Raw genomic sequence first — 21,954 nt, 5'->3', positions numbered from 1 at the left:
AGCGCGCGAAGATCTCGGTCATCGGTGCCGGCCCCGCCGGATGCGTGGCCGCCCTCACCCTGAACAAGCTCGGCCACGACGTGGAGGTGTTCGAGAAGGGCCAGTTCCCCCGCTACCGGGTCGGCGAGTCCTTCCTCCCCGGCACCCTGTCGATCCTGAACCGCCTCGGCCTCCAGGAGAAGATCGACGCGGCGAACTTCGTCCAGAAGCCCTCCGCGACCTTCCTGTGGGGCCAGGACCAGGCCCCCTGGACCTTCTCCTTCGCCACCCCCAAGACCGCCCCCTGGGTCTTCGGGCACGCCATCCAGGTCAAGCGCGAGGAGTTCGACGCGCTCCTCCTGGACGAGGTCCGCGAGCGCGGGGTCACCGTCCACGAGAGCACCTCGGTCGCCGACGTCGACATCTCCGCCGCCGACAAGGTCTCCCTGACCGTGCGCCACGCCGGTGAGACCCGGGTGGTCGAGAGCGACTACGTGATCGACGCCGGCGGCGCCGGCAGCCCCCTGGCCCGCCAGCTGAAGGTCCGCCGCTACGACGAGTTCTACAAGAACTTCGCCGTCTGGTCCTACTTCCAGCGCAAGGAGCCCTTCGAGGGCGACCTCAAGGGCACCACCTACTCGATCACCTTCGAGGACGGCTGGGTCTGGATGATCCCGCTCAAGGGCGACGTCTACAGCGTCGGCCTGGTCGTCGACCGCTCCAAGGCCGCCGAGGTCAAGGAGCTCGGCCCGGAGCGCTTCTACCGCGAGACCCTGGCCAAGGCCACCCGCGCCACGGACATCCTCGGCGACGCGGAGATCAGCGACGAGGTCCGCATCGTCCACGACTGGTCCTACGACTCGGAGCACTTCTCCGCCGACCGCTACTTCCTCTGCGGCGACTCCGCCTGCTTCACCGACCCGCTGTTCTCCCAGGGCGTCCACCTCGCCACCCAGTCCGGGGTCTCGGCCGCCGCGGCCATCGACCGGATCACCCGGCACGAGGACGAGGCCGAGGCGGTCCACGCCTGGTACAACCGCAGCTACCGCGAGACCTACGAGCAGTACCACGAGTTCCTCGCCTCGTTCTACACCTTCGCCTCCTTCACCGAGCCCGACTCGGAGTTCTGGCGCAAGCGCCGCATCAGCGAGTCCGACGACGCCCGCCTCAGCCGCAAGGCGTGGTTCGACAAGCTGGTCCAGGACGACCCGGAGAACCCGACCACCTCCGTCGCCGACTTCCGCGACCGCGCCTCCACGATGATCGCCATCGGCCGCCACCAGCGGAAGGAACTCAGCAGCGAGTTCTCCGAGGAGGAGCTCAACATCGCCCGGGTCCGCTGGATCAGCGACCTCACCAAGCAGCTCAACCGGATCACCCGGCTGGAGTGGACCGGCCAGGAGGTCCTGCTGAAGGACTACTACAAGGTCGAGCCGCTCAGCTTCCGCCTGGAACAGAAGCTGGTGCTCGCCAACGAGGACGGCCTCGACATGATCAAGTTCCCGGTCGAGGAGGAGCACCGCGACATCTTCCGGATCGTCACCAAGGAGACGGTCGGATACAAGAGCCTGATCAAGCAGCTCAACGACGCGGGCAAGCAGGAGGTGAGCTCGCAGATCGTCATCCGCCTGATGGAGGCGGGCCTGCTCACCGGCTACGACAAGCACGACAACCGCGTCTTCATCCAGGACCGCCTGCGCTTCGACGGCGTCGGCGTCGAGTACGAGGTGTGAGGGTGACCATGGATTCCGTCACGTACGTCTTCATCGCCGGCATCAGCAACTCCGGGCCGGAGCACTGGCAGGCCATCTGGCACGCCCGGACCCCCGGCAGCGTCTGGGTGGAGCACACCTCCTGGGACGACCCGGTCCGCGACGTCTGGGTCAAGGAACTCGACGACACCCTCCGGGCCGTCGAGGGCCCCAAGGTGCTGATCGCCCACAGCCTCGGCTGCACCCTGGTCGCCGAATGGGCCGCCGAGCACCGTGACGACACGGTCGCCGGCGCCTTCCTGGTCGCCACCCCCGACGTCCACGGCCCCGAGTTCCCCACCGCGGCCCTGGGCTTCGACCCCGCCCGGCACACCGCGCTGCCCTTCCCGGCCGTCGTGGTCGCCAGCGAGGACGACCCCTACGCCTCCGTGCGGTCGGCCTCCGAAGGCGCCGAACGGCTGGGCGCCCGGCTGGTCGAGGTGGGCCCCAAGGGGCACATCAACGCCGGCTCCGGCCTCGGCGACTGGCCCGAGGGCTGGGACCTGTTCACCGGGGCGTTCACCCGGTGACCCCGGCCGGGGAGCCGCCCGACGGCGGCTCCCCGGCCCCGCCACGGCCACGGCGGCCCCTCCGGACAGAGGTCGGAAAGAGCCGCCGTGCCCGGCGGCCCGGCTGGCTACCGTGAGCCGCGTACTCATCCACAGAGGAGAACACACCGTGCCCCACGCCGAGTGGATCACTGTCACCGCCATCGGCGCGATCGCCCTGGTCTTCCTCGTCGCCACCGCACTCACCGTGCTGTGCCGGCGCATCGGGCAGCCGGCCGTGGTCGGCGAGATCACCGCCGGCATCTGCCTCGGCCCCAGCCTCCTCGGGCTCCTCCCCGGGGACCTGCCCGCACGGCTCTTCCCCACCGAGATCCGCCCGCACCTCGGCGTGGTCGCCCAGGTCGGCCTGCTGCTCTTCATGTTCGTCATCGGCTGGGAGTTCGACGGCCGCTCCCTCAAGGGCCAGCTGGGCTCCACCGGCACGATCTGGTTCAGCTCGATCGCCCTCCCGATGATCCTGGGCGTCGGACTCGCCTGGGCCGTGTACTCCTCGCACAAGGTGGTCGACGGCCACACCGTCCCGTTCGCCGAGTTCGCCCTCTACCTCGGCGTGGCCATGTCCATCACGGCCTTCCCCGTACTGGCCCGGATCATCGCCGAACACGACCTCCAGCACACCCGCACCGGCATCCTCGCCCTGGGCCTGGCCGCCGTCGACGACCTCCTCGCCTGGTGCATGCTCGCCGTGGTCGTCGCCATGACCACCGCCACCGGCGCCGCCGGATTCCTCGGCGTGATGGGCTGGTCCGCGGTCTACCTGGCCGCCATGCTCTGGCTGGTCCGCCCGGCCCTCGCCGCACTGCACCGCCGGCTGCGTCCCGAGCACGGCCCCTATCTGGCCGTGCTGGTGGCCGGCGGGGTCTTCGGCTCGGCCGTCCTCACCTCGCACATCGGCATCCACGCCATCTTCGGCGCCTTCATGTTCGGCCTGGTGATGCCCCGCCGCGCCACCGGCGGACTCCTCGACCGGGCCGCCGGAGTCCCCATCGAGACCGTCGGCAAGGTCCTGATGCCGGTGTTCTTCGTGGTCACCGGACTCTCCGTGGACCTGACCTCGCTGTCCACCGGGGACTTCCTCCAGGCCGGGGCGATCATCCTGGTCGCCTGCCTCGGCAAGCTCGGCGGAGTCGCCCTGTCGGCCCGGATGACCGGCATGGCCTGGAAGGACGCCACCGCCCTGGGCGTGCTGATGAACACCCGGGGCCTGACCGAACTGGTCATCCTGAACGTCGGGCTCAGCATGGGCCTGCTCACCGTGCAGCTGTTCTCCTCGATGGTGATGATGGCCCTGATCACCACGGCGATCGCCGCACCCCTGCTCACCCTGCTGCTGCCCAAGCCCACCGGCGCCCCCACCGGCGCCCCTGCCGACACTTCCTCCGGTACGGCCGCCGAACCGGCCGGGGCCGGGACCCCGGCGCCGGCCCATGCGCCCGCTCCGTGAGGAACCCCTGCTGCCGGCCGGGCTGCTGCCACCGGGGGTCGCCGTGGGGGAGCTCTTCGCCGACCCGCCGCCCGGCACCGCACCCCTCCCGGCGGAGGAGGCCGTGGTGGCCGGGGCCCCGGCCACCCGGCGGGCCGAGTTCACCGCCGTACGGTGGTGCGCGCGGGCCGCGCTGGCCCGACTCGGGCTGGGGCCGGTCCCGATCCTCCCGGTGGGCGAGGGTCCCGCGTACGCCCGGGGAGCCGTCCGCTGGCCGGAGGGGTTCGTCGGCAGCATGACCCACTGCGCGGGCTACCGTGCGGCGGCGGTGGCCCGCCGCACGGAGTTCGCCTCGATCGGGGTGGACGCCGAACCGAACGAACCCGTCCCGGAGCGGATCAGGGACCGGGTCACCCTCCCCGAGGAGCGCGCCGACCTCGGCCCGCTCCTCGCGGACCGGCCCCGAGTGGCCTGGGACCGGCTGCTGTTCAGCGCCAAGGAGAGCGTCTACAAGGCGTGGTTCCCGCTCACCGGCCGATGGCTGGACTTCACCGACTGCCGGATCGTCCTCGATCCCGACCGGGGCACCTTCACCGGGACCCTGCTGGTCCCCGGACCGGTGCTCGGCGGTCGGCGGCTCGACCGCTTCGAGGGCCGCTGGGGCGGCCGGGGCCGGCTGCTGGCCACCGCCGTGACGGTACCCGCGGCCGCGCCCGCACCCACCCACCGACAGCAGAAGGGAACGGACGGATGAACGGGGAAGCACCGCTCGCCTCACGGGCGCGGGAGTTCGCGGCGGCGGCCCGGGCGCTCCTGGAGGCCGCCGCACCGGGCCCGGCGCCGGAGGCCGCCGGGGATCCCGGTGAGCTGCCGCCGCGGGTGGCGGCGGATCTGGAGGGCGCCCTGTCGGACCTGCACCGGCTCTGCGGGCTGCTCGTCCGGGCGGACCCGGGCGGTCCGTACGCCGAGGACCTGGCCCGGTCCGCCGAGGCGCTCCGCTCGGCCTCGGGGCACTGGCGGGCCGTCGCGGTGAACGGGTCCTGCGCCGGACCGTGGTGAGCCGCCGCCCCGCCGGCCGCCGTCCCGCCGGTGGCCGTCCGCCGGTCGCCGCTGCCGGTCAGAGCCAGGGGAACCGCTCGGCCGGGTAGCGGTAGGCCCGGAACACCGAGTTCTGGGCGCCCGCCGAGGACTCCAGCCCGACCCCGTCGCCGAAGGACCGGAACTGGGGGACCACGAACTCCCAGACCACGTCCCCGTCCGGGGTCACCTCGAAGAGCCGGCCGAAGGACCCCTCGGCGATGAAGGTGTTCCCGTTGTCCAGCCGCTGGGCGCTGGACATGTAGGGGCTGAAGAAGTTCTGCGGCGGGTTGTCCTGGTAGGCCCACACCTCCTCGCCGGTGTGCGGGTCGAGTTCCAGGACCCGGGAGTAGGGCACCGAGGTGGTGTCCCGGTAGGTGCCGTTGTCGAAGACGAGCACGGTGCCGCCGGGCAGTTCGTGCGGGTGGTGCTGCTGGGCCAGTACGTCCGGTCCCACCCGCCAGCGGACGGAGCCGTCGGCGCGGTCCACCGAGATGGCGGTGGACGCGCTGCGGAAGCCCAGCACCAGGGAGCCGTCGGCCTGCTCGTTGACGGTGTTGGCCATCGGCCAGTGCTCGCGGGCGAAGTGCGGGTTGAGCGGGAACTCGGCCGGGTCGAGGTGCTCGATGGCGGCCCACCGCCACACCGTCTCCCCCTCCCAGGTGAGTTCGTACACCACATCGCCGTAGATCACCCCGCCGGGCGCCTCGGAGCCGGGGATGCCGCCCTGGACGCGGGCCGCGTCGGCCGGGTCCAGCGGCTCCACCACGGTGATGACCAGGTTGCCGTTGCGGAGCACCGAGGCGTCGTGGTGGTGGAAGGGGTGCCGGACCTCGCGCACCACCGTGGAGTCGGGGGCGAGCTCCTGGAAGATGCCGCCGTGGTAGACGTCCCAGATGGGGAAGAGGGTCGGGCCGGTGGTGTCCTTGGCGGCGTAGAAGAGGTTTCCGCCGGGCAGCAGCTGGGCCTGGCGGCCGGGCGGGTGCGGGGAGGTCCAGGTGTGGACGGGGCGGCCCTCGATGTCGATCAGATGGATCTCGCCGGCGCTGGTGATGGGGGTGTAGAGGGTGAGGCCGCCGGAGCTGCGGTCGGGGTCGTGGGCGATCAGGCCGGTGCCGCGGCGCCGCAGGGTGTTCTGGTCGATGGTCACGGGATCCTCCGTAGGGTCGAACTGGGTTGTGGGTGTGGTCAGTTGGCGTCGAGGGTGACGGCGGCCGGGTCGGCGGCGGCCAGCGGCTCCGGGTCCAGGTACGCGGCGAGGGCGGCGGGTTCCGCGGAGCCGGGCAGGTCCTGGGCGGCCTTGGCCCAGGCGGCCTCGCGGGCCAGGTCGGTCAGCAGGGCGGGGGAGAGGGTGGTGCCGTAGCGGTAGCGGGGCTGGAAGGCGTCCACGTAGTCGGCCCGGAGGGCGCCCTTGGACTGGGCGAGGAGGTCCTTGCGGGCGGCCGCCGGGTCCTGGGCGATCAGCCGCTGGGCGCCGATCACGGCCCGGAGGGCGGCGGCGGTGCCCTCCGGGGTGGCGGCGGGGCCGGCCACCAGCAGGGTGTGCGCGGTGTAGCCGGTGAACGGCAGTTCGGCGTAGCGGCCGGCGAGGGCGGTGCGGGCGGCGCCGTAGAAGCTGGGGAAGGTGACCCCGGCGTCGACGTCCCCGCGGGCGAGTGCCGGGGTGACCTGGTTCGGTGCCAGGTTGACCACCGTCACGTCGGCGGCGGTCAGTCCGGCCGAGGCGAGCATCCGGGACAGTGCGTACTCGACGTTCGTGCCCTGCGGGACACCCACCTTGCGGCCCTTGAGCGCCGGGAAGGCGCCGATGCCGGTGTCGGTGCGGGTGAGCAGCCGCCAGTCGGAGAACCGGGAGAGGTCGGCGACGATCCTCAGCTCGCGCCCGCCCAGGGCGGCGGTGACGGCGGGCAGGTCGCCGACCACGCCGAGCTGGGCCTGGCCGCCGAGGACGGCGTTCAGCGCGTCCCGGCCGGTGGGCTGGTTGGTGAGGGTGGCTCCGATGTTCTCGGCGGACCACAGGGACCGCTGCTGGGCCACGTGCACCGGGGCGCCGCCCAGCTGGTCGCTGGCCGCGATGGTCACGGTGGCGCGGCCGCCGGCCCGCTCGCCGGAGTCCTCCGCGCAGGCGGTGGCGGTGGTGGCGAGCAGGGCGGTCAGCAAGGCGGCGGCCAGGGTCCGGGACCGGCGGGGCCGGGCGGGTCTGCGGGGCCCGGGTGCGGTGGTCGTGGCGGCGGTGACGGTCATGGTGGGGCCTTTCGGGGCGGGGCAGGGCGGGGCAGGGCAGGGCAGGGGGCAGGGCGGTGGCGGTGTGCCAGGTGCGGGTCGGGGCGGGCGGGTGACGGGCTAGTGCGGGGTGGGCTGGGCGCCGAGCAGGTCGGCGATCCGGGAGCGGAGAGCGGGGTCGGCGGGGCCGGGCGGGACGGGGTGGTCGGCGAGGATCCGGCCGGGCGGTCCGCCGAGCACCACGACCCGTCCGGCCAGGGCCAGCGCCTCGTCGATGTCATGGGTGACGAACAGCACGGTGGTGCCCCGGCGCTGCCACAGTTCCCGCAGCAGCTCCTGCATCCGGCTCCGGGTGAGGGCGTCGAGGGCACCGAACGGCTCGTCCATCAGCAGGACTTCGGGTTCGGCGGCCAGGGCGCGGGCCAGGGCGACCCGCTGCTGCATCCCTCCGGAGAGCTGGGCCGGGTACTTCTCGGCGCCCTCGGCCAGGCCGACCTCGGCCAGTGCGGCCAGGGCGCGCCGGCGGCGTTCGGCCCGGGGCAGTCCGAGCCGTTTCAGGGCGAACTCCACGTTGCCGCGGGCGGTGCGCCAGGGGAACAGCGCGTAGTGCTGGAAGACCACGCCCCGGTCCGGGCCCGGGCCGGGGACCGGGGCCGGGCCGGCCGTCACCCGGCCGGCGGTGGGCCGGACGAACCCGGCGACCGCGCCGAGCACGGTGGACTTGCCGCAGCCGCTCGGCCCGAGCAGGGCCGTGAAGGAGCCTGCGGGCAGTTCCAGATCGGTGGGTTCCAGGATCCGCTGGGTTCCGTAGGACACGGTGAGGCCGTCGAGGCGGACGTCCAGGCTCATGAGGCGCTCCAGTGCACGAAACGACGTCCGATCGCGGCGAGGACCAGGTCCACGGCCACGCCGAGCAGGCCCAGCACGATCAGTCCGGCGAACATCCTGTCCACCCGCAGGAACTGTCCGTCCACCTGGAGGCGGTAGGCCAACCCGGCGTCGGCGCCGCCGAGTTCGGCCGCGACCAGGGCCAACAGGGCCACCGAGGCGCCGTACCGGAGGGCGGCGAGGACGGCCGGAGCGGCGGCCGGCAGCAGGACCTCGGTGAAGCGCCGGTGCAGCGGTGCGCCGAGTGAGCGGGCGGCCCGCAGATGGCTGGCCGGGATCCGGGACACCCCGTCGTGGACGTACAGCCAGACGGCGAGCAGTACCGCGTAGGCGATGAGGAGGCGTTTGGCGGTCTCGCCGATGCCGAACCAGGCGGTGGCCAGCGGGACCAGGGCGATGGCCGGGATCGGGCGGAGGAAGGAGACGGCCGGGGTGACGGCGGCCGAGACCTTCGGCAGGTAGCCGGTGAGGAAGCCGAGGGCGCTGCCGAGCAGGGCGCCGAGGGCGAAGCCCTGTCCGGCCCGGGTCAGGCTGGCGCCGAGGTCGGTGGCCAGGACCCCGCTGCGGGCGCTGTCGGCGAGTGCGGCGGCGGTCTCGGCCGGGGTGGGCAGCAGTCCCGGGGCCACCGCGCCGGACCGGGCCAGCAGGTACCACAGTGCGAGCACCGCGGCGGCGGTGCCCAGGGCCGGACCGAGCCGGCCCAGGGCCCGGCCGGGCGGTGAGGGGGTGGCGTGCACGGGGCTGCTCCTCGCTCGTCAATAAGTGAGGTCAATAATTGACCACGCTTATGACGGGAGTGTTGCGGCAGTGCGAAACCTCTCCGGGGCCCCCGGACGCCTGATCGCGATGCGGTACGTTCACCTGCGTGTCACGACCCGAACCCACCCCCGAGGCGATCGAGGTCGGGCGGGTGATCCGCGACTGCCGCAAGGGGCAGGGCGTCTCCATGGCCGTCCTCGCCACCCGCTCGGGCCTCTCCCAGCCCTTCCTCAGCCAGCTCGAACGCGGCCTGGCCACCCCGAGCCTGAGCTCCATCTACCGGATCGCCGAGGCCCTCGACGTCGCCCCCGGCACCTTCCTGCGCCCGCCCGCCCGCCCCGGCGCGGTCAGCCACGAGAGCGATCCACAGGTCATCCGGGTCAGCGAGGCCGCCGGCCAGACCGCGCAGGTGCTGATCCCCGGCGGCAGCAGCGCCCTGATGGAGGCCTACGAGCACCACTTCGAACCCGGCCGCGGCGAACGCGGCTGGTTCCGCCATCCCGGCGAGGACTTCCTCTACGTCCTGGCGGGAGAGGTCGTGCTGGAGGTCGAGGGCGAGGAGCCGCTGACCCTGCGCGCCGGGCAGAGCGCCCACCACCGGGGCGAGACCCCGCACCGCTGCCGGCTGGCCGGCCCGGACCCGGCGCGCACCCTGCTGGTCATCGCCGGCCAGTAGACGGGAGGTCTCCGGCGGCCGACGGGATCGCACCGCAATCGACTTAGGGTAGCCTTACTTCGCCCGGGGCGGGGCGGTGGTCAGCCGTGCCCGCGCCGGGCACCGGGGGGCCCGGAACGGCCGGGCGGCAGTGCTTCGTGGAGGTATGACCGTGACCATATCCGCCCTGATCGGCGCGCCCGCGCCCGAACGGACCACGGGCACCGCCGTGGACGAGGAGTTCATCGCGGCCGGCGGCCATCCCGCCCACGTCCACGACTACCACCAGTTCCTCTACGTGCCGCTGGGCCGGATCACGGTCACCGCGGACGGCCGCGACCACCGGCTGGACCCGTCCGTGGCCCTGTGGATCCCGGCCGGTGTCCGGCACAGCGCCCGCTTCGACCCCGACTCCCTCATCGTCGCCGAGTCCTTCGACCCGGACGCGCACCGGCTGCCCTACACCGGACCGGCCGTCATCAACGTCACCGCCGCCCAGCGGACCCTGCTGCTCGCCCGGATGCGCAGCTCCGGGGCGGCCGCCGACGATCCGGCGGTCTTCGCCGCCCTCAGCGGCGGACACCCGGACGCCCTGCCGCTGCCCCAGCCCACCGGCCGGGTCGCCACCGAGGTGGCGCGCGGGCTCGCCCGCCGCCCCGAAGACCCGCGCACCGCCACCGAATGGGCCCGGGACGTCTACACCAGCCCCACCACCCTGCGCCGGTCCTTCCGGGAGGAGACCGGGCTGGCCTTCACCGAGTGGCGCACCAGGCTCCGGCTCAACCACTCGCTGGAACTGCTCGACCAGGGGATCCTGGTGGGGACCGTGGCCGCCCGGGTCGGGTTCACCACCACGAACGGCTATATCGCCGCCTTCCGCCGCCACTTCGGCCAGACCCCCGGCTCCTACACCCGGCACTCCGCCTGAACTCCCGGCCGACGGGGCCTCACCAGGCCTCCGCCACCCGGTCCGCCGTGGTCACGTACGCGCACCGGCCGGCCGCCCACTCCAGGGCCATCCGGTGCTCCCGGGCGGAGAAGTCCGCGACGGCGTCGGCCACCACGAACGCCTGGACGTCCCGCATCCACGCGTCGCAGGCCGTCATCATCACCCCGATGTGCGCGTACACGCCGGTGATCACCAGCTGGTCCCGGCCCAGGGCCCGCATCCGCTCCAGCAGGTCCGTCCGCACGAACGCGCTGTACTTCCACTTGGTGAGCACCAGGTCCTCGGGGCCGGGGGCGACCGCCGGGGCGATGGCCTCCGCCTTCGGATCCGCCGGCAGCCCAGGACCCCAGAAGTCCTGCTGGAGCCCCCGCTCCTCGGGGCTCTGACCGCCCGGCTGTGCCGTGTAGACCACCGGCACACCCGCCCGGCGGGCGTCCGCGCACAGCCGGGAGACCTCCTTGAGCAGTCCGGTGACGGGCTGCTCCGCCGTGTCGTAGGCGGACAGGAAGTAGTTCTGCAGGTCGTGCACGAGCAGCACCGACCGTCGGGGGTCGAGCTTCCACTCCACCCGGTTCGCGGGAAGTTCGGCGGCGGTGGGCATCGGGTAGGGGGCGACGGCGGGCAGGGCCATGGGAGTTCCGTTCGGTAGCGCGAAGGCGGGGCGGTGAGGGTGCGGGCGGGGAGGAGGGTCAGGAGGCGGTGGTGGCGCGTAGGTCCCGCTTGGAGATCTTGCCGACCCCGGTGGTGGGGAAGGCCGTGACGAACAGCACCCGGTCGGGCACCTTGTACGCGGCGAGCCCGCGCTCGCGGACGAACCGGCGCAGCTCGGCACCCGTCGCGGGATCCGCCTCCGCGCGCAGGATCACATAGGCGCAGGTCCGTTCGCCCAGATAGGCGTCCGGCTCGGCGACCACGTTCGCGTCGTGCACCGAGGGGTGCGCGAGGAGGTGGTTCTCCACCTCCTCGGCGGCGATCTTCTCGCCGCCCCGGTTGATCTGGTCCTTCGCCCGCCCCTCGACCACCAGATGGCCGGTCGGGGTGGCCCGGACCAGGTCTCCGGTCCGGTAGAAGCCGTCCTCGGTGAACGAACGCGCGTTGTGGTCCGGCGCGTTCCAGTACCCGCGGATCGTGTACGGGCCCCGGGTCAGCAGATGGCCCACGGCCCCCTCCTCGACCGGCCGGTCCTCGTCGTCCACGATCCGGATCTCGTCGTCCGGGGAGATCGGCCGGCCCTGGGTGGTGACGATCAGCTCCTCCGGATCGTCCAGCCGGGTGTAGTTCACCAGGCCCTCCGCCATCCCGAACACCTGCTGGAGGGTGCAGCCCAGCGCGGGCCGGACCCGCCGCGCCGCCTCCTCGGCGAACTTCGCCCCGCCGACCAGCAGCACCTCAAGACTGCTCAGATCGTGCGCGGTGCGCCCCGCGGCCTCGGTCCACAGCAGGGCCAGCGGGGGCACCAGCCCGGTGATGGTCACCCCCTCGGCGGCGATCAGCGGGAACGCCGTGTCCGGCACCGGCTGCGGCGCCAGCACCACCCGGCCGCCCGCGTACAGGGCGCCCAGCGAACCGGGCGAGGACAGCGGGAAGTTGTGGGCGGCGGGCAGGGCCACCAGATAGACGGATTCCTCGGTCACCCCGCACAGCTCGTTGGAGCCGCGCAGCGAGTAGATGTAGTCGTCGTGCGTGTGGGGGATCAGCTTCGGCACCCCCGTGCTGCCGCCCGACAGCTGGAGGAACGCCAGGTCCCCGGGGCCCGGCCGGTGGGCGGGGAGACCGGGAGCCGGATCGACGGGGACCTCGGCCAGGGCGGTGAACGGGCCCGGATCCGCGTCTGCGATGAACACCTGCCGCAGGGTGGGCACTTCGGCGCGGACCTCGGCGGCCAGCTCGCGGTGGTCGAACTGGGACAGCACGCCCGGACCGATGTAGGCCACCGCCTCGGTGAAGGCGCAGAAGTAGCCGATCTCGGTGCGGCGGTGGGCCGGCAGTGCGAAGACCGGGAGCGCCCCCAGCCGGAACAGCGCGAAGACCACCTCGAAGAACTCGGCCCGGTTGGGCAGCTGGACGACCACCTTGTCCCCGGCCCCGATGCCGCGGGCCGCGAACCCGGCGGCCATCCGGTCGGCCCGCACGTCCAGTTCACCGTACGTCCACGTGCGGCGGCCGCCGTCCGGGCCGCCTTCCGGGTCGACGATCGCGATCCGGTCGGGGTGGGCGGCGGCCCGCTCGGCGAGCATCCCGCCGAAGGTCTCGCCGCGCCACCAGCCGGCCGCCCGGTAGCGCTCGGCGAACTCGGCCGGCCACAGGGGGGTTTCGGTGCTCACAGGGACACCCCCACGGCGCGCAGGAAGGTGCCGAACTTGGCGGCGGTCTCCGCCGTCTCCTCGTCCGGGCGGGACTGGGCGACGATCCCGGCCCCCGCGTACAGCCGGAGTCTGCCCCCGCCGCCGTCCTCCGGCCCGGTCTCCTCGGCCTCGGCGCAGCGGATGGTCACCACCCACTCGCCGTCGCCGGAAGCGTCCTGCCAGCCGACCATCCCGGTGAAGAACCCCCGGTCGAAGGCCTCCGTCTCGCCGATGACCCGACGGGCCACCTCGGTCGGGGTCCCGCAGACCGCGGGGGTGGGGTGCAGCGCGGCGGCCAGCTCCAGGGCCGTCAGCTCGGGGCGGGCCACCGTGGCCGTCAGCGTGGTCGAGAGGTGCCACATGGCGGCGGTCCGGATCAGGGTTGGCCGCTCGGGCACCACCAGGTCGGTGGTGTACGGGGCCAGCGCCCGGCGCATCGCCTCCACCACCACCGCGTGCTCGTGGAGGTCCTTCGGGGAGTTCAGCAGGGCCGCGGCACGGCTGACGTCCTCGGCCAGGTCCCCGCTGCGCGGCACCGAGCCGGCCAGCGGATTGGCGACGAGGCGGTTGCCGCGCCGGGACACCAGCAGCTCGGGGCTGGCCCCGATCAGGGTGCGGCCCGGGCCGGTGGGCAGCGCGAAGTTGTAGGCGCCCGGATCCCGGCGGGCCAGCCGCTGGAGCATCGCGGGCAGGTCCAGCGGCGCGTCGGAGGCCAGCTCCAGCGAGCGGGCCAGCACCACCTTGTCGAACTCCCCGGCCCGCATCCGCCGGACCGCGGCCGCCACGCCCTTGCCGTACACCTCCGGCTCCGGAACGGCCGTCACCGACCAGCGGGCCTCGGCCGCCGGCGCCGGCGGCAGGGCGACCAGGGGGTCGGCGGCCAGCGGCGGACCCTGGCGCACCGACCCGGCGACGACCAGCGCGTCGGGGGCGTCCGGGGCGAACGGTACGCAGCCGATGGCCAGCGGCCGGGGCAGCCCCGCCCGGGCGGCCCGGGCCAGAGCGGTCCGCACCCGCTCCGGCAGCGGCCGCCCGTCGGCGGCTATCGCACGGTGCACGCCCTCGGCGAGCAGGGTCCGGGAGGGGGTGGCGAGGAACCGCGCCCCCGGGCGGTAGGCGTCGAGGAGCCCGGTCGCCGCGCCCACCGAGGGGTGGCCGGGGGCGGGGGAAGCGGGGGCGGTGGTGGGGGCCGGGGTGGCGGCCTGGGGGACCGTCGGCACGGTGACTCCTGTTCGGGACGGCTGGGCGGTGGTGTGGTGGGGGCCCGATCGGGGATCGGGCGGGGGCGGGGAGGGTGCGGGTTGGTGCGGGGCGGCGGTCAGCGCAGGGTGGCGCCGCCGTCCACGTACAGGTCCTGCATGGTGATGTGCCGGGCGCGGTCGGAGCAGAGGAACGCCACCGCGTCGGCGATGTCCTGGGGATCGGCGATCCGGCGCAGCGGGATACCGGTCCGGTAGCTGGCGAGGTCCCCGTCGAGGACCCGCCGGGGCGCCTCCGGATCCGTCCACAGGGCCCGCTGCATCGCGGTGTCGGTGGAGCCGGGGCAGACGGTGTTGCAGCGGACCCCGCTGCCCGCGTACTCCAGGCCCACGCACTTGGTGAACATCACCGAGGCGGCCTTCGAGGCGGCGTACGCGGCCATCCGGGCGCGCGGGATCCCCGCGGCGTTGGAGGCCACCGTCACGATGCTGCCGGAACCGCGCCGGGCCATCGGCCCGACCACCGCCCGGGTGGTGTGGAAGACCCCGGTGGAGTTCACCGCGAAGGTCTGCGCCCAGTCCTCGTCGGTGAGTTCGGCGGCCGGCCCGGTGCGCAGCACCCCGGCGACGTTCACCAGGATGCCGACCGGGCCGAGCTCCCGTTCGACCAGGGCCACGGTCTCCTCGACGGCGGCGGACCCGGTCACGTCCAGCGGGTACGCCCGGACCCCGCCGGCGCCCGCCGCGGCGAGCCGGTCGGGGAGCCCGGTGAGGGCCCCGCCGGGCAGGTCCGTGGCGGCGACGACCGCGCCGAGCCCGGCGAGCGTGCGGGCCACGGCCTCCCCGATGCCCCGGGCGGCGCCGGTGACCAGCGCGACCCGGCCGTCGAGCCGGGACCGGTCGGCGGGAGTGGCTGCGGACATGGATCGATCCTCCTGAGGTGGGGGTTCCCGTAATCGGGGACGGTTCAGCGGGGGGTGGACCCGAGGGCCCGGGCGACCAGCGGGCCGATCTCGGCCAGGGCCGCCGGGGACATCAGCGCGTCGTGCCCGCAGTCCAGGACGTGCTCGGTGAGCCGCCCGTCCAGGTACGGCGGCCACACCCGGCCCGGTGCCTCGGCGGCCGGGGTGCTGCGGCCCGCGGTGACGAACAGGACGTCACCCCGGTAGCGGCGGGTGCGGCTGCGGGACAGCAGCCGGACGCAGTGCAGGTTGGTGGCGACGATCGCGTCGAGGAGGTCCTCGTCGAAGCCGGCCAGCAGGCCCTGGCTGTCCCGGATCGCCCGGAGGGCCTCCGTGCGGTCGGGACCCGGCCCGTCGGCGTCCGCGGTGGGCGCCTCCAGCCCGGCCACGGACAGCAGGAACCCGCTCTCCTCCCGCTTCAGCCGCTCCGCCCAGTCGGGCGAGTCCACGTACGACCAGTCCTCGTTCTCCGGCGGGTAGGCGTCCAGCAGTCCGAGGAAGGCGACCTCCTCGCCGCGTTCCTGGAGCAGCGCGGCCAGGGTCTGGGCGACCGTCCCGCCGAAGGAGTAGCCGAGGAAGTGGTACGGGCCCTCGGGCTGGACCGTCCTGATCTCCGCCAGGTACAGCTCGGCCAACCCGGCCGCATCCTCGACCTCCGGCAGCGCCCCCGCCAGCCTCGGCGACTGGAGCCCGTACACCGGCCGGTCCGCGTCCAGATGGCGCAGCAGACCGGTGTACTGCCAGCCGAACCCGGAAGCCGGGTGGAAGCAGAACAGCGGTGCGGCCGTGCCGCGTTCGCGCAGCGGCATCAGGACCCGCAGCGCGTCCCGGCGGGCGTCGGAACCGATCCGGGCGGCGATGTCGGCGACGGTGGGCGCCGACATCACGGTGGCCACCTGGAGCGGGATCCCGAGCTCGGCGCGGATCCGGCCGACCAGCCGCATCGCCAGCAGCGAATGCCCGCCCAGTTCGAAGAAGTTGTCCTCCGCGCCCACCCGGTCCAGTCCCAGCACCTCGGCGAACACCCCGGCGATCAGTTCCTCCCGGGCGTCCTTGGGCGGGCGTCCGCCGCCGTCGCCGAAGTCCGGGGCGGGCAGCGCCGCCCGGTCCACCTTCCCGTTCACCGTCAGCGGCAGTGCCGACAGCTCCACGAACGCCGACGGCACCATGTACTCCGGCAGCGACGCGGACAGCGCGGCCCGCAGCCGGACCGGATCGGCGGTCTCCGAGCCCGACGGCACCGTGTAGGCGACCAGCCGCTTGAGGCCGGACGCGGCGGTGTGGACCACCACGGTCGCCGCCGACACCCCCGGAAGGGCCGCCACCGCCGACTCGATCTCGCCCGGCTCGATCCGGAATCCGCGGATCTTCACCTGGTCGTCGGTCCGCCCCAGATAGTCGATCAGACCGTCGGGGCGCCGGCGCACCAGGTCACCCGTCCGGTACATCAGGGTGCCCGGCTCGCCGAACGGGTCGGCGGTGAACCGCTCCGCCGTCAGCGCCGGCCGCCCCAGATAGCCGCGCGCCAGACCGGCACCCGCCAGGTACAGCTCCCCGGCCACCCCGGTCGGCACCGGGCGCAGCGAGCCGTCCAGCACATAGGCGCGGGTGTTGAGGATGGGCCCGCCCACGCAGGAGGCGGTGCTGTCGGCGACATCGGCGCCCAGCGCGTTGATGGTGTACTCGGTCGGCCCGTACAGGTTGTAGCCGGTGGTGCCGGGCGTCTCCCGCAGCAGGGTCCACAGCGTGTCGGGCACCGCCTCGCCGCCGAGCAGGACCAGCGCCGGCCGGTGCCGGTCCGCGTCGAGGAGACCGGCGTCGACGAGCTGCTGCCCGTACGAGGGCGTCACGTTGACCACGTCGATGCCGACCCGGTCGTAGTGTGCGGTCAGGGCCGCCGGGTCCATCCGCAGCTCCTCGCCGATCACGTGCACCTCGTGCCCGTCGACCAGCCAGAACAGCTCCTCCCAGGACATGTCGAAGGCGAACGACACGGTGTGCGCCACCTTCAGCCGGCCCCCGCCGGCCGCCCGCACCGCCGGGGCGAAGATCCGCTCCCGGTGGTTGGCCAGCATGTTCGTCAGACCCGCGTACGGCACCAGGACGCCCTTGGGGCGGCCGGTGGAACCGGAGGTGTAGATCACGTACGCCGGGTTGCGGCCGTCCACCCGGCCCGCGGTCCCGGTCCCGGACAGACCGTCCGAGGACAGCCCGGCCAGTTCGGTCCGCAGCGGGTCCGAGTCCAGCACCAGCGCCGGCACCCCCTCCACCACCGGCATCCGGTCGGCGACGGCGGCCGTGGTCAGCAGGCACAGCGGGCCCGCGTCGGAGACCATCGCGCCCAGCCGGTCCACCGGGTGGCCGAGGTCCAGCGGAAGGTAGGCGGCACCCGTCTTCAGCACGGCGAACAGCGCGACCAGGAACTCCGCGGACCGCGGCAGCCCCAGGGCGACCACCCGCTCCGGACCGGCCCCGCGGGCCGCCAGGGCGCGCGCCAGCCGGTTGGCCCGGCCGTCCAGCTCCGCGTACGTCAGCCGCTGCTCCCCGAAGACCAGGGCCGTCGCCTCCGGGGTGCGCGCCGCCTGCCCCGCGAACAGGTCCACGACCGTACGGTCCGGGAACGGCTGCCCGGTGCAGTCGCCCCAGGCGAGCTGCTCGGCCCGCTCGTCCGGCGTCAGCGTGTCCAGTCGGCCCACCGGCAGGCCCCCGCCGTCGGCGAGCTGCCCCACGAGCAGGGCCAGCCGGCCGGCCAGGGCCCGCGCGGTCTCCTCCTCGTACAGGTCGGGCCGGTAGGCCAGGGTCAGTTCCAGGGCGCGACCCGGGGTGACCGCCAGGGTCAGCGGGTAGTGGGTGCCGTCGACGCTGTGCGTCCAGCCGATCTGGTGGGCCTCGTAGGCCGCCTCCCGGGCCGCGTCGTCCCGCGGGGTGTTGCGGAACACGTAGAGGGTGTCGAAGAGCTGCCCGATGCCGGTGTCCCGCTGGACCGGGCCCAGGCCCACGTAGTGGTGCGGCAGCAGGGCGGCGTGCTCGCCCTGCACCCGGACCAGCAGGTCCCGCAGGGTCTCGCCCGGCCGCAGACCCACCCGGAACGGCAGCGTGTTCATGAACATGCCGATCATCTGGTCCACGCCGGGGACATCGGCGGGCCGGCCGGAGACCGTCGCGCCGAACACCACGTCGTCGCGGCCCGTCAGACCGGCCAGGGTCATCGCCCAGGCCGTGCTCAGCACCGTGTTCAGGGTGACCCCGGCGCCCCGGGCGAAGACCCGCAGCCGGTCGCTGGTCTCCTCGTCCAGGGACAGGTCCACGACCTCCGCCGTCACCGGCCGGCGGGCCGGATCGGCGGGGGCGACCAGCGTGCCCTGCTCCAGACCCGACAGATGGGCCCGCCACGCGGCCAGCGAGGCATCGGTGTCCACCGCGGCCAGCCAGCGCAGGTAGTCCCGGTAGGGGGTGACCTGAGCCGCGTCCTCGGCCGGCCGGCCACCGCGCGCCCCGTACAGGGCGAACAGCTCCTCCAGGAACAGCGACTCCGACCAGCCGTCCGTCAGGATGTGGTGCTGGGTCACGCACAGCACCCACCGCTCCTCGGCGAACCGCAGCAGCGTCACCCGGACCAGCGGCGGCGCCGCCAGGTCGAAACGGGTGTGGGCGTCCGCCAGCGAGAACTCCCGCAGCGCCTCGTCCTGCGCCTCGCGGTCCAGACCGGAGTGGTCCACCACCCGCCAGGGCAGCTCCCACTCGCCCGGGACCACCTGCACCGGGGCGGGCAGCCCCTCGTGCCAGAAGCCGGCCCGCAGGTGCGGGTGCCGCGCCAGCAGCGTCTCGAACGCCGACCGCATCGCGGCCTCGTCCACCGCGTGCCCCAGCTCGATGAAGTTCTGCATCAGGTACACGTCGAGCGCGTGGTCGTCGTACACCGCGTGGAAGTACAGGCCCTCCTGGAGCGGGGCCAGCGGCAGCACCTCCTCGCCGGACGGGAACGCCTCGGCCAGGACGGCCTTCTGGGCGTCCGTCAGCTCGACCAGCGGACGGTCGGAGGCCGGCGCCTGTGCCGACGCACCGCCGGCCGTACCGGCGGCCTCCGCCAGCCGGGCCGGGGTCCGCTGCTCGAACACGTCGCGCGGGGTGAGGACCAGGCCCTCCTTGCGAGCCCTGGCCACCAGCCGGATCGAGACGATGCTGTCCCCGCCCAGCGCGAAGAAGTCCTCGTCCGGACCCGCCGACTCCAGCCCCAGGACCTCCGTGAACACCGCGCACAGCGCTTCCTCGCGGGCGTTCCTCGGCGCCCGGGCACCGGCCGTGCCACCGAGCACCGGAGCGGGCAGCGCCGCCCGGTCCAGCTTGCCGCTGACGTTCACCGGCAGTACGTCCAGCACCACCACCGCCGAAGGCACCAGATACTCGGGCAGCCGGGCCGCCAGCAGCTCCCGCGCCGCCACCGGATCCACGGACCCGGTGACATATCCCACCAGCCGCTTCACCCCCGGGGTGTCCTCGCGGACCACCGCCGCCGCACCGGTCACCCCGTCCAGGGCCGCCAGCTCGGCCTCCACCTCGCCCAGTTCGATGCGGAAGCCGCGGATCTTCACCTGGTGGTCGGCCCGGCCGAGGAACTCCAGTTCCCCGTCCGGCCGCAGCCGCACCAGGTCACCGGTCCGGTACATCCGGCCCCCCGGCGCCCCGAACGGGTCGGCGGTGAACCGCTCGGCCGTGAGCGCCGCACGCCCCAGATAGCCCCGCGCGATCCCGTGCCCGGCCAGGTACAGCTCACCGGGCGCACCCGCCGGAACCGGGCGCAGCGCCCCGTCCAGCACGTACGCCGAGGTGTTCCCGATCGGGCGCCCGACCACCGCCGTGTCCGAGACCGACAGGTCCGCGGCCAGCGCGTCCACCGTGTACTCGGTGGGCCCGTACAGGTTCACCGACATCACCCCGGGGGCCTCGCGGACCTCGGTCCACACCGACTCCGGGACCGCCTCGCCGCCCAGCAGCAGCAGAGCGGGCCGGTGGTGGTCCGCGCTCAGCAGGCCCCACTCCAGCAGGGCCTGGGCGTGCGTCGGAGTCACGTCCATGGCGTCCATGCGCCGCTCGCGGACGTAGCGGACGGTGAACTCGGCGTCCTTGCGGCCCACTTCGTCCAGGATGTGCAGCTCGTGTCCGGCGATCAGCCAGAACAGCTGCTCCCAGGAGGTGTCGAAGCCGAAGGAGGCGGTGTGCAGGGCGCGCAGCCGCCGCCCGCCGGCCGCCGCGATCACCGGACCGAACACCTCGGCGAGGTGGTTGGCGTACAGGTTCGCCAGACCGCCGTGGGTCAGGACCACGCCCTTGGGCACGCCGGTGGAACCCGAGGTGTAGATCACGTACGCCGGATGGGCCGAGTCCACCGGTACGGCCGCGAACCCCGGCTCCAGTGCGGCCAGTTCCGCGACCGTCCCCGGCGCGTCCAGCACGATCCGGGGCGCGCCCGAGGGCTCCTCGGCGGGCAGCAGCCCGGCCGCCGCGAGGGTGGTCAGCACGCACACCGGCCGGGCGTCACCGAGCATCATCCCCAGCCGCTCCGCCGGGTGGTCCAGGTCCAGCGGCAGATACGCCGCCCCGGCCCGCAGCACCGCCAGCACCGCCACCGCGGAGTCCACGGAGCGCGGCAGCGCCAGCCCCACCACCGTGTCCGGTCCGGCGCCCCGCTCCGCGAGCAGCGCGGCCAGCCGCCCGGCCCGCTCGTCGAGCTCGGCGAACGTCAGCCGACGCTCGCCGGAGACCACCGCGCAGGCGTCCGGGGTGGCCGAGGCCCGCTCCGAGAACCGGTCCGAGACGGTACCCGCGGGCACGTCCCGCCGGGCACCGTGCCAGCCGGCCGTCAGGGCCGCCCGCTCGGCGGGGGCCAGCAGCTCCAGCGAGCCGACCGGCCGTTCCGGATCCGCGCACACCTGCTCCAGCACGGCCGCGAACCGTTCCGCGATCCGCGCCGCGTCCCGGCCGGTGAACAGGTCGGGACGGTATTCCAGGGCCAGTTCGGCCCGCTCGTCCAGGGACACCGCCAGGGTCAGCGGGTAGTGGGTGCCGTCCCGGGCCTCCACCCCGGTCACCCGCACCCCGTCCGAGAGCGCCGGCCGGGCGGCCGGGTCCACCGGATAGTTCTCGATGACCACCAGGGTGTCGAACAGCTCGCCCGCCCCGGCCTGCTTGCGGATCAGCCGCAGCCCCAGGTGGTGGTGGGCCAGCAGCCCGTTCTGCTCGTCCCGGAACCGGCGCAGCACCCGCGCCACGCTCTCACCCGGCCGGGCGGCGACCCGCACCGGCACGGTGGTGATGAACAGCCCGATCATCGACTCGACCCCGGGTATCTCCTCCGGCCGTCCCGCCACGGTCAGCCCGAACACCACGTCCTGGCGCCCGGTCAGCGAGCCGAGGAGCAGCCCCCACGCGGCCTGGAGGACGGTGCTCGGCGTGGTGCCCAGCCCGCGGGCCGCGGCCGTCAGCCCCGCGGTCGCCTCGGCGCTCAGCTCCAGCCGGTGCACACCCGGCCGGACCGCGAGGCGCGCCGGATCGGCCGGGGCCACCAGCGTCGCCTCGTCCACCCCGGCCAGCGCGCCCCGCCAGGCCGCCTCGGCGGCGGCCCCGTCCTGCTGCTTCAGCCACTTCAGATAGTCCCGGTAGGGGCGCATCGGGGCCAGCCCGGAGGGATCGCCGTTCCGGTCGTACAGCGCCAGCAGATCGGCCACCAGCAGGGGCATCGACCACCCGTCCACCAGGATGTGATGGACCGTCACCACGAGGACGTACTCCTCGGGGCCCAGCTTCGCCAGCGCCAGCCGCAGCAGCGGCGGCCGGTGCAGCTCGAACCGGCGGGCCAGCTCGGCCCGCTCCACCCGGCGCACCGCCGAGGGCGACGGGTCGTCCGCCAGGTCCACCCGGTCCAGGGCGAAGGACACCTCGGCCGGCACGAACTGCACGGGCTGGGGGACGCCCTCGCACCAGAACCCGGCGCGCAGGTTGGGGTGGCGGCGCAGCAGTGCCGCCCCCGCCCGCTCCAGCCGGTCCGCGTCCACCGCTCCGCCCAGGCGCACCGACACCTGCACGGTGTACACGTCGGGCGCGCTCCGGTCGTACACGGAGTGGAACAGCATGCCCTGCTGCAAGGGGGACAGCGGGAGCATGTCCTCGATTCGCGC

General features: G+C 74.1%; 15 protein-coding genes and 1 pseudogene. 7 read left to right on the top strand and 9 right to left on the bottom strand.

The window, feature by feature from the left end; all coding sequences use genetic code 11:
- Positions 1–11 precede the first annotated feature (11 nt).
- The 5 genes and pseudogenes from cmlS to ACZ50K_RS24140 form a co-directional block, all read left to right on the top strand.
- Positions 12–1,712, top strand: a pseudogene (gene cmlS, locus ACZ50K_RS24160) (chloramphenicol-biosynthetic FADH2-dependent halogenase CmlS); the annotation flags it as partial.
- An 8-nt stretch (positions 1,713–1,720) separates the two neighbouring features.
- Positions 1,721–2,260 (top strand): RBBP9/YdeN family alpha/beta hydrolase, encoded by a 540-nt coding sequence (locus ACZ50K_RS24155; protein WP_468906681.1) that lies wholly within the window; start codon positions 1,721–1,723, stop codon positions 2,258–2,260.
- Positions 2,261–2,408: 148 nt separating this feature from the next.
- A complete protein-coding gene (locus tag ACZ50K_RS24150) occupies positions 2,409–3,743 on the top strand; it encodes a cation:proton antiporter (RefSeq protein WP_468906550.1) in 1,335 nt (444 codons plus the stop codon).
- Entirely contained in the window at positions 3,727–4,476 is a 750-nt protein-coding gene (locus ACZ50K_RS24145; RefSeq protein WP_468906547.1) for a 4'-phosphopantetheinyl transferase family protein, read from the top strand. The genes ACZ50K_RS24150 and ACZ50K_RS24145 overlap by 17 nt, the downstream gene beginning before the upstream one ends.
- Positions 4,473–4,781, top strand: coding sequence for a hypothetical protein (locus ACZ50K_RS24140; RefSeq protein ID WP_468906544.1), 309 nt, complete (start codon positions 4,473–4,475; stop codon positions 4,779–4,781). The genes ACZ50K_RS24145 and ACZ50K_RS24140 overlap by 4 nt, the downstream gene beginning before the upstream one ends.
- A gap of 58 nt (positions 4,782–4,839) precedes the next feature.
- Here the strand turns inward: ACZ50K_RS24140 and ACZ50K_RS24135 are convergent, their stop codons facing one another.
- The 4 genes from ACZ50K_RS24135 to ACZ50K_RS24120 form a co-directional block, all read right to left on the bottom strand.
- On the bottom strand, positions 4,840–5,949 hold the full coding sequence (locus ACZ50K_RS24135) for an aryl-sulfate sulfotransferase (RefSeq protein WP_468906542.1): 1,110 nt from the start codon (positions 5,947–5,949) through the stop codon (positions 4,840–4,842).
- 38 nt (positions 5,950–5,987) lie between these two features.
- On the bottom strand, positions 5,988–7,043 hold the full coding sequence (locus tag ACZ50K_RS24130) for an ABC transporter substrate-binding protein (RefSeq protein WP_468906539.1): 1,056 nt from the start codon (positions 7,041–7,043) through the stop codon (positions 5,988–5,990).
- Positions 7,044–7,142: 99 nt separating this feature from the next.
- Positions 7,143–7,871 (bottom strand): ABC transporter ATP-binding protein, encoded by a 729-nt coding sequence (locus tag ACZ50K_RS24125; RefSeq protein ID WP_468906537.1) that lies wholly within the window; start codon positions 7,869–7,871, stop codon positions 7,143–7,145.
- A complete protein-coding gene (locus ACZ50K_RS24120) occupies positions 7,868–8,647 on the bottom strand; it encodes an ABC transporter permease (RefSeq protein WP_468906535.1) in 780 nt (259 codons plus the stop codon). The genes ACZ50K_RS24125 and ACZ50K_RS24120 overlap by 4 nt, the downstream gene beginning before the upstream one ends.
- Positions 8,648–8,775: 128 nt before the next feature.
- On the opposite strand from ACZ50K_RS24120, the gene ACZ50K_RS24115 reads away from it, so the two are divergent.
- A complete protein-coding gene (locus tag ACZ50K_RS24115; protein WP_468906532.1) occupies positions 8,776–9,345 on the top strand; it encodes a helix-turn-helix domain-containing protein in 570 nt (189 codons plus the stop codon).
- Between the two features lie 151 nt (positions 9,346–9,496).
- The gene (locus tag ACZ50K_RS24110; protein ID WP_468906530.1) at positions 9,497–10,252 is read left to right on the top strand and encodes a helix-turn-helix transcriptional regulator; all 756 of its coding nucleotides are present in this window, start codon (positions 9,497–9,499) and stop codon (positions 10,250–10,252) included.
- 19 nt (positions 10,253–10,271) lie between these two features.
- Here ACZ50K_RS24110 and ACZ50K_RS24105 read toward each other — a convergent pair whose 3' ends face one another.
- The 5 genes from ACZ50K_RS24105 to ACZ50K_RS24085 form a co-directional block, all read right to left on the bottom strand.
- Entirely contained in the window at positions 10,272–10,904 is a 633-nt protein-coding gene (locus ACZ50K_RS24105; protein WP_468906527.1) for an isochorismatase family protein, read from the bottom strand.
- A 58-nt stretch (positions 10,905–10,962) separates the two neighbouring features.
- Entirely contained in the window at positions 10,963–12,597 is a 1,635-nt protein-coding gene (locus ACZ50K_RS24100) for a (2,3-dihydroxybenzoyl)adenylate synthase (RefSeq protein ID WP_468906524.1), read from the bottom strand.
- Entirely contained in the window at positions 12,594–13,838 is a 1,245-nt protein-coding gene (locus ACZ50K_RS24095) for an isochorismate synthase (protein WP_468906521.1), read from the bottom strand. Before ACZ50K_RS24095 ends, ACZ50K_RS24100 begins: the two co-directional genes overlap by 4 nt.
- A gap of 98 nt (positions 13,839–13,936) precedes the next feature.
- Positions 13,937–14,740: a 2,3-dihydro-2,3-dihydroxybenzoate dehydrogenase gene (locus ACZ50K_RS24090; RefSeq protein ID WP_468906519.1), complete on the bottom strand. Its 804-nt coding sequence runs from the start codon at positions 14,738–14,740 to the stop codon at positions 13,937–13,939.
- Between the two features lie 44 nt (positions 14,741–14,784).
- Positions 14,785–21,939: an amino acid adenylation domain-containing protein gene (locus ACZ50K_RS24085; protein WP_468906678.1), complete on the bottom strand. Its 7,155-nt coding sequence runs from the start codon at positions 21,937–21,939 to the stop codon at positions 14,785–14,787.
- Between the last annotated feature and the right edge of the window lie 15 nt (positions 21,940–21,954).

Source organism: Streptomyces sp. NPDC033845, from assembly GCF_055576225.1.
This window is presented reverse-complemented; position numbering and strand designations above follow the sequence as displayed.